The organism is Peribacillus sp. NPDC055009 (assembly GCF_053608705.1).
Genome location: NZ_JBSGVZ010000028.1, coordinates 1 through 13,019 on the forward strand (window position 1 = coordinate 1; position 13,019 = coordinate 13,019).

Genomic DNA, 13,019 nt, shown 5'->3' on the forward strand with positions numbered 1-13,019 from the left:
ATTTAAATAATTAGAAAATTTTTCTGATTTAGAGTTGCTAAATCACACAAGGAAGAGTACTATAATTAGTAATTAATGATTTACTAATTACTTGAATTCCATACTTAGTGAAAGAAAGTGAGAGTTGCCATGGCTCAGCAGGAAAAAAAGAAATATATTACACCAGATGGATACACAGCAGATATTGCGATCTTTACTATTACAACAAAGAAAACGGCAGAGAAAGCTCCGCCTGAAATGTTTTTGAAGCTATTATTAATCAAACGCGCCACAAAAGATAAGGAAGGAAGCCCTAATGTTGAAGGAGATAAATGGGCTTTACCCGGAGGTTTTGTCAATGCTGGAGAGACTGCCTATGAAGCAGCCAAACGAGAATTGAAAGAAGAAACGGGCGTAGCTGGATTCCATGTCAAGCATTTCGGGGTTTATGACCGGCCAGGACGAGATCCCAGGGGGTGGATCATTTCCAATGCTTTTTATGCCATTGTCCAGGAAGAGTTTCTTCATCAAAGAAAAGCGAATGACGACGCAGCCGAGGTTGAATTGTTCACGATTCAGGAAGCCTTACAATTAGATCTTGCATTCGATCACTATACAATTATTAACGATGCGATGAATTTAATGAAAAAAGAAATGGTGCAAACGACGATAGCCCAAAAATTCCTGCCGGATGAATTTACACTTTCTGAACTGCAACGGGTTTTGCTGACAGCCAGAGATGATGCAAAAATCAGTGCAGACTCACTTTTTTATGCAAAAGCCCCGAAGCTCCCGTTTCTGGAAAAAGTCTTGGATGAAAAGGGAATGCATAAGAAAACGAAACGGAATTCGTATCGGCCTTCACAGCTTTACCGATTTAATGCAGAGGTTGTCATGGACTCTATTTACTATTGAGGGGGAATTGATGATATGGGGAAAAAGGCATTGATCAATATAGATTATACGTATGACTTCGTGGCAGATGGGGGTTCCTTGACCTGCGGGAAGCCAGGTCAGGATATCGAGAAGGAATTAGTCAATATAACCAGGGATTTTATAAAAAGCGGCGAATATACGGTATTCGCGATTGATTTACATGAAGAAGGAGACCGCTTACATCCAGAATCGAATTTGTTTCCACCGCATAATATTAGCGGTACAATGGGTAGAGACCTATACGGGGCGTTAAAAGAGGAATATGAAACTAATAAAAATCAAAAGAATGTTCATTATATAGATAAAACACGTTATTCGGCCTTTGCAGGGACGGACCTTAATATCCGCCTGCGGGAACGTCACATCACCGATGTATATTTAGTCGGGGTTTGTACAGATATCTGTTTATGAATACTAGGAATCGGAAAAATGTTTAATCCCTTATATAGTAGGGGTTTTCAGGGGGGATACTTCAATAAAAATTTATTAGAATTTGAAGTCATATCGTTAGTAATAAATGACTCATAACAGACCCTGTTTTCTACTACAACATGGTCACCCCAAAATCCATATTGTTGTAGTAGAGATGTAGTAGAACATAGATATTAGCAGTATACGTTAACGAAAGGAATTATACATATATTTTTTGTAGTAGAAGAGGAAAAAGGTCCTTGAGCTACTGCGGTATCCGCTTCTATCCAAGCTTTAGATTATGTTCTAATAGGGTATTTCAATCTCTATATCATTAGGGGGATGCTGAAATATAAAAATGTCACTTTAAGAAAAGCATAATTTTTCAAGGGTTTCTAAATAATACATTCCCCTCGCCATGTTCTATCCCACAAATATATGAATATTGAATTTCAGTTATACGCCAATTGATCTTGCTCAACCTTTAAGCATGGAAAATGACGGATGCTATCTCCGAGATTTTTTAGTGAACCCCTAAAATATTATGTCCACAATAATAACCCGGACTCCAAATCTATTAAAACATACTGAATACGTTCTACATTTAATATCCATACTTTACTCCCAAAAGGGATACATTATAGATTAAGCTGCCATTTTATGGTGGCTTTTTTTGTTTTGATTTTTTTAGAGTAAAGTTATAAAGACTTAAAACGCCCTAATTAGGCTATTTTTATGATGTTTTTTTGAAAAATAATAATTTTATTAAAAAGGTTAAGTCTCCCCTAGTTTTTTAATAGACAAATCGAATTTAATTCAAACACCTTAGCTAACTAAGAGAATTAAACAAGATTGGGGAATAGTAAAATGACAGTATGTAAATCAGCAGGAGAAATAAAATTAATAAATGGTGATGCCATGAATGAAATTAAAAAGATTGAGAGTAATTCTATTCATTTAATCTGTACGGATCCGCCATATTTTATATCTAGAAAGACGAATTTTAAAAGTGGTGGAGGTGACCAAAAAAAATATGGTTCTATTTCAATGGAATTTGGTGAATGGGATTTAAAAGAGAATAGTTTAAATTGGATTTCCCTTTTACAAGAATTTAAGAGAGTACTAGTTCCAGGTGGAACAATGGTCATTTTTTACGATATTTTTAAAATGAATGATATATCAAAAGTTGCAGAAAAGCTGAAGTTGAAACAACAAAGAATAGGAATTTGGGAAAAAACTAATCCGGTCCCTATTAATGCGAAAGTAAATTATTTGTCAAACTCAAGAGAATATTTTATTTCCTATACTAAAGGGACAAAAAAAACGTTTAATTCTTATTATGATAGGGCTTCTTATGTAGCTCCTATAGTTAGTGGAAAGGTGAGAGTTCACCCTTGTCAAAAGCCAGTTATTGTTCTCGAAAAAATCATTGCAACTCACACAAATAAAGGTGAAACAGTATTAGATTGTTTTATGGGCTCAGGGTCAACAGGACAAGCTGCTATAAATCTAAATCGAAACTTTATTGGTTTCGATTTAGATAATACCTACTTTAACAAAGCTTCGAATGCTTTGCATAAAGATACCTGAAGCTAAATGATGTTGTTTCGCTTGAAACCTCCGAAGACTTCGGGGTACCCCTCATGGGAGCTAATAAAGTATTAGGAAGATTGGCTGATCGTTAAATTAACGAAGGTATTGCAGTTGGTACTGGTACAGTAATGGATTCAGAAACTGCTAGAATTGCGATTCTTTCTGGTGCATATTTTGTTGTATCGCCGTATTTAAACGACAATACAGTTCGGCTTCGTAATCGGTATCGAAATAATATTATTATCCCCTTGTTTCTAGGCTATAAATAGAATTTAATTCATAGACCTTAGTCAGCTAAGAGAAAATATCGATGGGGGATAAATAAAATGACGTTTAGTAATTCAGCAGATGATTGGAAAGATCAATTTATAAACAAAGTAGAGGAATTGAGCATACCGGCTCAGTATTATTTGTTTCGTAATTTATTAGAACAAACTTTATGGTATTCAAATAATTTGAACGAAAAAACAAGATGGATTCTTATGCAGATATTAGCAGCCGAAGTTAAAATTTTGAAACAGTTTGATAAGGATACATTCTATGAGTATCTATTAAATGATATAGAGCTGGAGAAAAAACAAGGGTTGTAGAATAAACTATATCAGGATTGATTCCATTTTAAAGAAATAAAGCAAAGAAATAGTAAGGATAAATCATACATTAGCTAAAAATGGGAGAATAGGGGATTGAAATTAAATACTTAAAAAGTTAACAAAGAATTTTTATAACTCAAAAAAAGTCATTAACCTCCTTATCTCCTTACTAATCGGATAACTTGTGATTTTTTAACAGCTGATCAGAAAGGAATGAGGAGGATCAAGGTTTTATAAAGAAGAAAGAACAGAGTAAAGAGCAGAAATTTTAGGTAATTTTGTTTTTTCAATTGATAGCTTACTCCCGGACTAAGTATTGAAGACCATACTCAAAATCGTGTTCCTCTGGAGTGCCGGTTCGACCCCGGCCACCGGTATCACGAAACAGCCAAGAGTGCTGTTGTATCAAGGTCTTACACTTAATTGTGTAAGGCCTTTTTTCTTTTTTCTCACACTACAGATTTGACACTAATAATGTGCGGGGGGCATGTGCGGTGAGTAAACGAAGAATATTGCTTACAGAAGATGAAATAAAAATCGTTACCAAAACTATGTATGTTACCACAGATGAGGATGCACTTAAATTTTTTTTGAAGATTGAAAACTAAGGAATTTACGTCCACACACTTTGAATTATTATCAAGAACAATTTAATGCCATTAAAAGAACTAAAGTGGATATGACTGAACGTGATATAAAATTGCTGATTTTAAATATGCAGGAAAGTGGATTGAAGGCGACCAGTATTAACACCAGTTTACGTGCCTTGCGGAGTTTCTTCATATTCCTATACAAGAATAAACATATCAAAAAGAATCCGATGGCGAACGTAAAACTGTTGAAGGAACGCAATAAAATAGTAAATTCATTATCAGAACAGCAATTTTTTGTTTGCAGGAAAATTGTACTATTTGTCGAATAAAGTTAAGTAAGGTGGTGATAAGATGAGCACAGGATTAGAATTTCCTACATTGTTGATTAATCATTTAATCGACAAAGGAGCCAAAGAAGAAATCGAATTGGTGGCTGAAAAATCATTAAACAAAACTCTTTTCACTTACCTAGGTGAAAAATATGATATTCCAGATTTAAGTGATTTTGCTAGAAAAGCAGAAGCAGAAGAATATCTTGAAGAATTTTTCAACACGTTTAGTGGCAGTGATTACAGAAGAAAATTTAATATTGAGCACAACGGTTTGAATCTTTTAGTAGCAGCGTTCATTAATGCTTAATTAAAAAAGCGCCCTTTCGAGGACGCTTTTTACTTAATATGAAGAAACAAGTCTTTTGAAAGTTTATTTTTCACCCATTAGAAGGACAACAATACCCAATAATCTTGCGGTCCTTTGTTTTGCATCTTTTATTCGAGCATCCATATCAGGATGATAATCATCCATCCCGTTATATTTAAGATATGTATGAGATTCTTCAATTAACTTGTCCATTGAGTGTAAAAAGTTTTGTAATTCTGCAATGTACTTCATGGAAAAATGATGATAGTCGAGAGAATCAATATTCCCCATAAAGTATTCAAGTTTTTCTAATCCATCTTTAAGGTCTTCATTTAACCCAAAATCTTGAAAAGAACCTTGTTGTTGTGCTTCATAAAAAAATTGCAATCTTTCTAGTCGATTTTGTATACTACGGATATTTCGTATTAATATGAAATTAGTTTTCAGTTCATATGTTTTCATTTGTTGATTTTGTAATTTTTGATTGCCACGTGTTGCCCACCAACTCCCCAAAAACACACCTACAAGTGTAACTAATGAAGTTATTAAAAGTTCCCATTCCAACTCATATGATTCCTCCTGCAATTTAGTTCATTTACATTTTATCACTCACCCTTATTGTTTTGCTAGGTTGCAGGAAAATCGTCTTATTTGTCGAATGAGTAGATAAATGGAGTGATAAAATGAAAAAGCTTATAAATGAAGAAAATCGAGAAACAATTAAAAGTTACTTATCATCTGCTTATGATGTTGAAGAATTAAAATTTATTAAAATGGCTTTGATTATCGGAGAAAGCTCTGCAGATGCAAATACTAAAAAACTGCCTTGGTTAATTGCACTTGCTTTATTGATAATCAATACCTTTTATGCACTTACTTTAAAGGCAATCGATATTTGGAGTAATTGGGATGCATGGATATCAATTGGTTTATTAATTGGTTTATTAATTGGAATATACTTTTTGCTCTCCGATATTTCAAAAGGAATAATAAAGATTTTACATAGACATGCTGATACAAAAAGCCAAATCGCGTTATTAGATTATTGCATTGAAATAAAAAATAATAATAATGAAGCAAAGGTATTGGAAATTATTAATAGATAAAAAATAATAGCTTTGTTAAAAACATAGACTCAAGCAATCACAGGAAAATCGTCCAATTTTCTAGAATGAATAAATGAATGGAGTGATAATTATGAACCCGATGGACGAAGTAAATCGGCGATTGCAGAAAGACATGCAAAAGCGTCAAAAAGTGATTGACCACATTACAGAAAACAGAAGAAAAGCCGAACAAGTACAAATTGAACAAAGGGATTATTTGAAAGAAATTTCGGCAGACGTGAAAGGCATAAATGAAATAATAGCACTGGTAAGAAAAAACAACGAGATAAACGAGCAAACCTTTCAATTATTGCAAGAAGTGCTCACCATTATTACTGCGGAAACTCCCGAAGACGCAAATAATATTTTAGGTAAAGTAGTAGAAACAGCGAATAAAGCAAATGAAACGTGGGGTACAATTCAAGCAATAATATCTTACGGAAAAATGCTTGGAAAATTAACATTTCCAGAATCAGGTTTATTCGATTAAGACATCCTTAAGGATGTTTTTATTTTTGGATGAAGGATTATATAAAGAATTAATGAAATATAAAATGAAAGGAGTCCGATAGATATTGAGGTTTGATACAAAACATTTAATACGTTGGGGAATCCCTGGTTGGGTGCTGATATTTTGGTTGTTCTATGAAAGCTTATTCATCAAGAACATTAATCCTTTAGAATCCAATTTGTTGGATATTTCTAAAGGTTTGACCGTTTTGATTTCTTTAGCAGCAATCGGTGTGCCAATTGGATATATATTACATCAAATCTATTTTGGCTTTACTTGGGCCGTAAATAAAAATAAAAACTACCATGAAGTTGCCGATAAGATTGGAGAAAAGTTTCCTAAGCATGATGAATGGGGTCAAAACCCACACGAAGATTATTTCCAATTTGAATACGTTTGGCATGCGATGCTCATTAATCAAGATGCTGAAACAAGAAAATACCTAGAAGATAGATATAGATACTTGCTGAGTACTGTGCATGGGCTCGGAGCGTTAGCTGTAAGCTCTGGAATGTCTATGATAGGAACTATTTTTATTAGCAGTTTTAGTGATTTTCATTTTGCCGATATTCAGTTTTACATTTATTTATGGTCAGGATTTGTTTTCCAATTCGCCATATTACTTTCTACACTGTTGAACTATAGTTATTATTCGAACAACCTCAGAGCATTTCAAATAAAAATGCTAAAAACGTATTTATAAAGCAAAAAAGTAAAGGCATCCTTCGTGGGATGTTTTTTTATTTGTTCACTAAACCGCACAGCTTGACGAGCTACGGTAGATAATTCACTTCACATAATAACCTTCTTGAATCACGTTAAAAAGTTCCTACGGTACGTTTTTTGTTTTCAACCACTATATATGAAGAAACACGATTTTTAAAATTATTTTCCGTTTTTACCTAACAATTGGGTCAATATAATGTCTTTATAAATCAAATCACATGGAGGCAATACATTATGATAACAGTTACATTAACACCACAAATCGAGGGAGAAATTGAACTACAAGAAAAACTATATCCAGTTCGTGAAAATTGGCATTTATTAAAACCGTATTTAAATGATAAAGATGTACAAGCAGTTCTTAATGAAGCAATGACAGAATTTTGCGAGGAACACACGAAATACGGCAAAATGTGGACACCAGGCGACGCTCCTTGGGAGTATACAACAAGCGATTCTACAATATCGAATCACGTCCTATTTACCCTTTACTCTCCAAGATGTTAGAGCAAGCCATAATGCGATTGGAATCGGAAGATTCACACATCCTTCATTCGGATCGAGGGCTGGCATTACCAAATGAAACCATATTCACATACCTTGAAGTCACATGCGATTACACAAAGCATGTCTCGGAAGGGAAAATGTCTCGACAACGCTGTCATGGAAAACTTCTTTGGCTTATTAAAATCTGAATTGTTTTATTTACAAAAGTTCGATAGCATGAAGCATTTCAAACAAGAACTAGAAGATTATATTTATTATTAAAATCACCAACGAATTAAGGTGAAATTAAAAGGCATGAGCCCGGTTGATTACCGGGTTCATGCCCTCAAGGTTGCCTAACTAAATATAGTGTTTAACTTTTTGGGTTCACTTCAAAATGCGGTGGTTTTTTTACATTTTTTCTCACATTTCTAAAATAACTATTTTAAAAAAGATTGAATCATTTCAGTAACTTTTTGCCGTTGATCAGAGGATAACTTTTTCGCTGTATTGATTAGATCAATCAAATCGCTAGGCGTATCTTCGTTAATCTCAAATATATCAATAATGCTAATTTCTAATGCTTCAGAAATCTTTAGAAGAGTTTCTATAGTTGGAGATATAATATTCCTTTCTATTTTACTAATATTGGACTGACTAATTCCTGATAAATGTTCAAGTTGGGTACTAGATATTCCTTTATCTGATCTTAAAGTTCGCAATTTTTCACCCAAATTTATCATAATAAATCCCCCGTTAATACTGTTTATAAAAAGAATTGGTTATTTATATTAAGTGGAAATATCATAGCAAATATGTAATTAAAAAAACGCAATTAGTCAAAGTTAACTATTTTATGTTTAAAAATATTCATATATGACTATAATAATCATTAGAAGTTGACCGTGGAGGTGAGAAAATGTCAATAGATACAAAAAGACTCAGTATTGGAAAATTATTAGGGAGTGTTAATGAAGTCTTTCGAATACCTCTATATCAAAGGCCATACAATTGGGGGAAAGATCAATGGAATGATCTATGGGAGGATTTAATCAGATTAGAAAGTGACCAAACCCATTTTTTGGGCTTTATAATTACCATAAGCCAGGAACGGCAAAAAGGTTTTGGGTATTTTGAGGTAGTAGATGGGCAACAACGAATTACAACAATTCTAATACTTTTAACTGCAATTCGTGATTTAGCAGAAAAAATTGATAAGGATCGTGCGGCCTACATAAATAATTACTTTTTAAAAAGTTCTACAATAGATGAAATCGAAGCCAAGCTAATATTAGGAAGGAAGGATAACAAATTATTCAAAAAATTAGTTGAAAAAAGTATTAAAAGGGAAGAAATGAAAAATGAAAAAATCATTCAAGCTTATAATTTCTTTTTAGAAAAGTTGCAAGACAGTAAACTGCAATGGCAGCACATTTATACAAAGTTATTAGGGCAATTGGATCTAGTATTAATGGTTACTGACTCATATTATGACGCGTTCAGGCTTTTTGAGACCCTAAATAACCGCGGGTTATCCCTTTCTTCCGTTGATTTGATTAAAAATTATTTACTAAGTAAATTTTCAGCCAACGAATCAATGTTGGAAGAATGCATTGATATTTGGGATAGTATCATTGAAAATATTGAGGATATTGAGTCGGTTCGACACGATAAGGTTCGTTTCTTTAGGCATTATTTGTTCTCTATTGAATATGGTGTAGTCCCTATACCTAAACTGTATTCGAAATATCAAAAGTTGATTGATTCAACTGATAATTTATTGAGTTTAGTTGAAGATATATGGTTAAAATCTGAAATGTATTTAAAGCTATATAATGGAATATTAGGCATAAAGGAGGTGGATGATCGGCTAAATACGTTAGTACGTATAGAAGCAACTACGAGCTACCCCCTTCTAATTAAGTGCCTTACCGAGAACCTTAATAAAGAACAATTGATACCGATTTTGGATGCTATCGAAGTTTTTACATTGCGAAGAAGTATATGTAATATTTCAACCCGAGACATAGATAGAATTTACAATCATTTGGCTTTAGAGTCGTTCAATAACGAGATGCCAGTTTCTTATATTGTTGATTATCTTAAGAGGAGAACCCCAACTGATACTGAATTCTATTTAAACTTCCAGAACCGGGATTTTACAAGGTCAGCACAAACGAAATATATCCTAGAAATGATAGAAAATGCTTTAACAAACAACACAAGAGAAAAAACGATAAGTGGTCGGAGTGACGTTCACATCGAACATATTATGCCAAGGGAATTACTAAGGAAAAGAAATAAAGTCATTGAAAATACTTGGCATAAAGAACTCGGGACAAGAGCTTCTGAATATTCAATGTTTGTTAATAGAATTGGGAACCTTACGCTACTTGGAAGCGAATTAAACATTACTGCATCTAATTACCCTTTTCTTGAGAAGAAAAAAAAATATGAGCAATCTATCATAATGTTAACCAAAGAAATTTGCCAAGAAGACAAGTGGACCTTTGAAGAAATAAATATTAGGAGTGTGTACCTTGCAGGTATAGCTAAGAAGATATGGAATTTCAATAATTTGAAGTAGGGAGGGGGGAGAATTACCAATCTTTGTTGTTGGTGTTGCTTTAATATCAAGTAGTAAAAAAAAGCGTTGCTGTTGCAATGCTTTTTTTTACTGTTGTTAGGTATTTACGCGCAGATGAACATCGGCTCTTTTAGCAGCTAAACCTAAATTTAGCCGCGTGTTTAAAGCCGTGGTTTTTCAGGTCGAAACTTCTTAGCTAGCGTGTTAAGATCCAGATATGCGGAGAAATCTCGTTTTATTTTTGCTAGATAGGATGCTTTGTTGAGCGCAAAATCATACATTTTATCGACAAAATAAGATTCATCATCGTAAATGACACTATCTGCAATGTAATATTCACTTATATTTTCATCCAACACATCTGGATTCCCGACTAAAGCAGCTTTAAAAATTTCTTCTTCATTATTCTCCAACATTTCTTTTGCAAGCCTAGTTATCGTTTCCGTATAGAATATTTCATCATAAAAGATTGTGTCTTCAGGTAAGTCCCAGCCAAACAATGAACCAAACTCTTCTTCTACTCCTGTATTAGTAACTTTAGTTTCAAGAAAACTTTCAATTTTTACGGCGTACACGTTGTTTGAAACTTTATTTAAACGCTTTATGACCCAGTTTAAATGTTTTATAATTTCAGCTTCTTTATCAAAAGCAATGTATTTTAAATAATCATTATACTCATCACCATTAGGTAGAAAGGATTCAATATGCCAACCAGGATCCATTTCAAACAATGGGATATAATATTCCCCAGAATTGCAAATCGCACCAATATATTCATCTCTTTCTAATGCTACTTTGATAAGATTCTTAAGGTTCTCCTCTCGCTCTATTATTTGCTTACTGTCATATACTTTCTTTAAATCAAATTTTATATTGTATTTTTCTCGGTACTGTGTAAAATCTTGAGATTTTAAGATTAAATTAAATACCTTTTCTGACAAAGACGCATTGTAATAGAACTCTGGGTCAGGTGATTTTACCATATTATTTGAAAACACAGCTTGCTCCGGATCAATCTTGTAAATCACACTATTAAAGATATATTTATTACCTTCCCTTGCTATTGTAGCCCAATTTTTAGTGATGTTATTATCTCGGTTTAAATCAAATTTAACCGTATAAAATTGGCCTTTTTTATTTTGTTTAACAACTAAGTTTTTAATCTCCACTTTTTTCAACACCTCTAATCTATGAAAGAAAGAGAGCATATTTTAATGACAAAGAGAAAAGGTTTATGTTCCAAAACCGCTAACAATGACCTTAAGATATGCTCCTGAAAAACGGGAATATTAAGTTCGTGTTGCATTTTTGCAAGCGTAAGACACACAATAGTCAAAACTATCGATGATGTAATTTATGATTAGGATTCATTAATTACTGCTTTAACTATACTCAGAATTATGGATTATTGAATAAATTTCTCGATTTTTTTACTTAGTAACCGACTCAACGGGATATAAGCTAACTGCTATCATTTAAAGTGAGTATTCTAATAAGACTTCTTTTCTAACATTAAAGATGAATAAAGAAAGAACTGAAAAAACTATCTTATGGAACTAAAGGGGCAGGATAACTCCACAAGAAATATGGTTTTTTTATCAAATAGGAATAATTGTTTAATATACAGGGGGTGTTCAAATGAGTGAAGATAAAGAAACTCCTGCTAGAAAGAATTAAAAAGAAATCTTTCTAGCAGCGTTCACGGTGGAGGTATTTTTGATTTAGTTGGTAGCTTAGCTACTGACTTGAGACTGCAAATGTCTTGGTTTTTTACAGAGAAAAGTTACTTTAGAAGAGTAATCTATCATATTAGCGATACTTTAAAAAGTAAAATACGTGGTCGTGTTATCGTAAATATTTAGTCAGTAAATAACTAGTTTTTTCTCTAATGGCGGGTAATAGTTAATAGTGCACCCCAGAAAAAGTGTAATGATTATATAGAAAAAACTAGGTCAATGTGTGCAACGATGATATCGAAACACACTGTTGACTAGTTTTTATCCGAAGTCATATTCATATATTTACCTATTACTGGAGGTATACATTAATTTCCACTTTTAATTTAACACCAGAAATCATTGTGTCAATGTCGCTTTAACCGACTAACATTTTACTCATTAGTTATTTTTTCCCACACATAATGTGTATGAATATTAAATGCTTTAATACATCCTTCTACATCACGTTTATATAAAGCATCTAATATAGGCTTATGAAGTTTTGCAATTTCATCTAAATTATCAAAATAAATTTTGCTTGTTATATACCAGATTCGATTCGATACCGCACTTAAATCTTCCCATACCTGGTACATATAATCATGATCCGCTAGTTTATAAATATAGCTATGAAAAGCTACATCTATTTCTCTAACTTTCTCAAGGTCACCATTTTTACCTGCTTTAAGCATTTCTTGATATAAATCACTAAGTTCTTTTAAATCTACTTCTTTTATTTTTTGTATAGCTCTTGCTATAGCTAAGGGCTCTATTGCTTCACGGAAGCTATAAATTTCATCAATGTTCTTTTTAGAGAAGTTGGATACAAAAGTTCCTTTATGACGATGGTGAATGACGAAACCTTCTTTTCTAAGACGTGAAAGAGCTTCTCGAACTGGAGCTTGACTAACATTATAAGATTTTGCTATTTCCATTTCTATAATTCGATCTCCAGGTTTTAATTCTCCTTTAATAATTGATTCTTTTAAAAGATCACATACTTGATCAGGCAAAGAATAATTTGTAACTTTTTTTTCCATAGAAATAACACTCCTTTAATCTTTAATTATTTTTAATCATCTATAGTATTTATAGGAAGTTTAGTTATTAAACTATTTCAATCTATTTTAACAATAATTAG

The 13,019-nt window shown here is 32.8% G+C and carries 13 protein-coding genes and 3 pseudogenes; 12 read left to right on the forward strand and 4 right to left on the reverse strand.

Annotation, left to right across the window (positions count from 1 at the left end):
* The first annotated feature begins 129 nt into the window (after positions 1-129).
* The 6 genes and pseudogenes from ACWF5P_RS25245 (at position 130) to ACWF5P_RS25270 (ending at position 4,744) form a co-directional block, all read left to right on the forward strand.
* Positions 130-894: an NUDIX domain-containing protein gene (locus ACWF5P_RS25245; RefSeq protein WP_402942662.1), complete on the forward strand. Its 765-nt coding sequence runs from the start codon at positions 130-132 to the stop codon at positions 892-894.
* Positions 895-909: 15 nt separating this feature from the next.
* Positions 910-1,323, forward strand: a pseudogene (locus ACWF5P_RS25250) (cysteine hydrolase family protein); the annotation flags it as partial.
* An 870-nt stretch (positions 1,324-2,193) separates the two neighbouring features.
* Entirely contained in the window at positions 2,194-2,916 is a 723-nt protein-coding gene (locus tag ACWF5P_RS25255) for a DNA-methyltransferase (protein ID WP_452445423.1), read from the forward strand.
* Between the two features lie 329 nt (positions 2,917-3,245).
* Entirely contained in the window at positions 3,246-3,509 is a 264-nt protein-coding gene (locus ACWF5P_RS25260; protein WP_452445424.1) for a hypothetical protein, read from the forward strand.
* A gap of 622 nt (positions 3,510-4,131) precedes the next feature.
* A pseudogene (locus ACWF5P_RS25265) lies at positions 4,132-4,434 on the forward strand (site-specific integrase); the annotation flags it as partial.
* 22 nt (positions 4,435-4,456) lie between these two features.
* On the forward strand, positions 4,457-4,744 hold the full coding sequence (locus ACWF5P_RS25270) for a hypothetical protein (RefSeq protein ID WP_452445425.1): 288 nt from the start codon (positions 4,457-4,459) through the stop codon (positions 4,742-4,744).
* Between the two features lie 63 nt (positions 4,745-4,807).
* Here ACWF5P_RS25270 and ACWF5P_RS25275 read toward each other — a convergent pair whose 3' ends face one another.
* Entirely contained in the window at positions 4,808-5,308 is a 501-nt protein-coding gene (locus ACWF5P_RS25275) for a hypothetical protein (protein ID WP_452445426.1), read from the reverse strand.
* Positions 5,309-5,427: 119 nt separating this feature from the next.
* Here ACWF5P_RS25275 and ACWF5P_RS25280 point away from each other — a divergent pair, with 119 nt between their 5' ends.
* The 5 genes and pseudogenes from ACWF5P_RS25280 to ACWF5P_RS25300 form a co-directional block, all read left to right on the forward strand.
* On the forward strand, positions 5,428-5,850 hold the full coding sequence (locus ACWF5P_RS25280; protein ID WP_452445427.1) for a hypothetical protein: 423 nt from the start codon (positions 5,428-5,430) through the stop codon (positions 5,848-5,850).
* Positions 5,851-5,941: 91 nt separating this feature from the next.
* Positions 5,942-6,340 carry a hypothetical protein gene (locus tag ACWF5P_RS25285; protein ID WP_452445428.1) on the forward strand — a complete coding sequence of 133 codons (399 nt, stop codon included), beginning with the start codon at positions 5,942-5,944 and terminating at the stop codon, positions 6,338-6,340.
* 85 nt (positions 6,341-6,425) lie between these two features.
* Positions 6,426-7,064 carry a hypothetical protein gene (locus ACWF5P_RS25290; RefSeq protein WP_452445429.1) on the forward strand — a complete coding sequence of 213 codons (639 nt, stop codon included), beginning with the start codon at positions 6,426-6,428 and terminating at the stop codon, positions 7,062-7,064.
* A 257-nt stretch (positions 7,065-7,321) separates the two neighbouring features.
* Complete coding sequence (locus ACWF5P_RS25295) at positions 7,322-7,594, forward strand: hypothetical protein (RefSeq protein ID WP_452445455.1); 273 nt, start codon at positions 7,322-7,324, stop codon at positions 7,592-7,594.
* Positions 7,546-7,933, forward strand: a pseudogene (locus ACWF5P_RS25300) (transposase); the annotation flags it as partial. The gene ACWF5P_RS25295 and the pseudogene ACWF5P_RS25300, both read left to right, overlap by 49 nt.
* An 80-nt stretch (positions 7,934-8,013) precedes the next feature.
* On the opposite strand, the gene ACWF5P_RS25305 reads toward ACWF5P_RS25300, so the two are convergent.
* Positions 8,014-8,316, reverse strand: a complete 303-nt coding sequence (locus ACWF5P_RS25305) for a helix-turn-helix domain-containing protein (RefSeq protein WP_452445430.1) — start codon at positions 8,314-8,316, stop codon at positions 8,014-8,016.
* A gap of 176 nt (positions 8,317-8,492) precedes the next feature.
* Between ACWF5P_RS25305 and ACWF5P_RS25310 the strand changes: the two genes are divergently transcribed.
* A complete protein-coding gene (locus tag ACWF5P_RS25310; protein ID WP_452445431.1) occupies positions 8,493-10,160 on the forward strand; it encodes a DUF262 domain-containing protein in 1,668 nt (555 codons plus the stop codon).
* 161 nt (positions 10,161-10,321) lie between these two features.
* Here the strand turns inward: ACWF5P_RS25310 and ACWF5P_RS25315 are convergent, their stop codons facing one another.
* Together ACWF5P_RS25315 and ACWF5P_RS25320 are read right to left on the reverse strand one after the other, a co-directional pair.
* Complete coding sequence (locus tag ACWF5P_RS25315) at positions 10,322-11,329, reverse strand: hypothetical protein (protein WP_452445432.1); 1,008 nt, start codon at positions 11,327-11,329, stop codon at positions 10,322-10,324.
* Between the two features lie 941 nt (positions 11,330-12,270).
* Entirely contained in the window at positions 12,271-12,918 is a 648-nt protein-coding gene (locus ACWF5P_RS25320) for a GntR family transcriptional regulator (RefSeq protein ID WP_230163210.1), read from the reverse strand.
* Positions 12,919-13,019: the final 101 nt, after the last annotated feature.

Coding starts and splice junctions, on each gene's coding strand:
- ACWF5P_RS25245 (WP_402942662.1), top strand. CDS start 130: ATGGCTCAGCAGGAAAAAAAGAAATATATTACACCAGATGGATACACA.
- ACWF5P_RS25255 (WP_452445423.1), top strand. CDS start 2,194: ATGACAGTATGTAAATCAGCAGGAGAAATAAAATTAATAAATGGTGAT.
- ACWF5P_RS25260 (WP_452445424.1), top strand. CDS start 3,246: ATGACGTTTAGTAATTCAGCAGATGATTGGAAAGATCAATTTATAAAC.
- ACWF5P_RS25270 (WP_452445425.1), top strand. CDS start 4,457: ATGAGCACAGGATTAGAATTTCCTACATTGTTGATTAATCATTTAATC.
- ACWF5P_RS25280 (WP_452445427.1), top strand. CDS start 5,428: ATGAAAAAGCTTATAAATGAAGAAAATCGAGAAACAATTAAAAGTTAC.
- ACWF5P_RS25285 (WP_452445428.1), top strand. CDS start 5,942: ATGAACCCGATGGACGAAGTAAATCGGCGATTGCAGAAAGACATGCAA.
- ACWF5P_RS25295 (WP_452445455.1), top strand. CDS start 7,322: ATGATAACAGTTACATTAACACCACAAATCGAGGGAGAAATTGAACTA.
- ACWF5P_RS25305 (WP_452445430.1), bottom strand. CDS start 8,316: ATGATAAATTTGGGTGAAAAATTGCGAACTTTAAGATCAGATAAAGGA.
- ACWF5P_RS25310 (WP_452445431.1), top strand. CDS start 8,493: ATGTCAATAGATACAAAAAGACTCAGTATTGGAAAATTATTAGGGAGT.
- ACWF5P_RS25320 (WP_230163210.1), bottom strand. CDS start 12,918: ATGGAAAAAAAAGTTACAAATTATTCTTTGCCTGATCAAGTATGTGAT.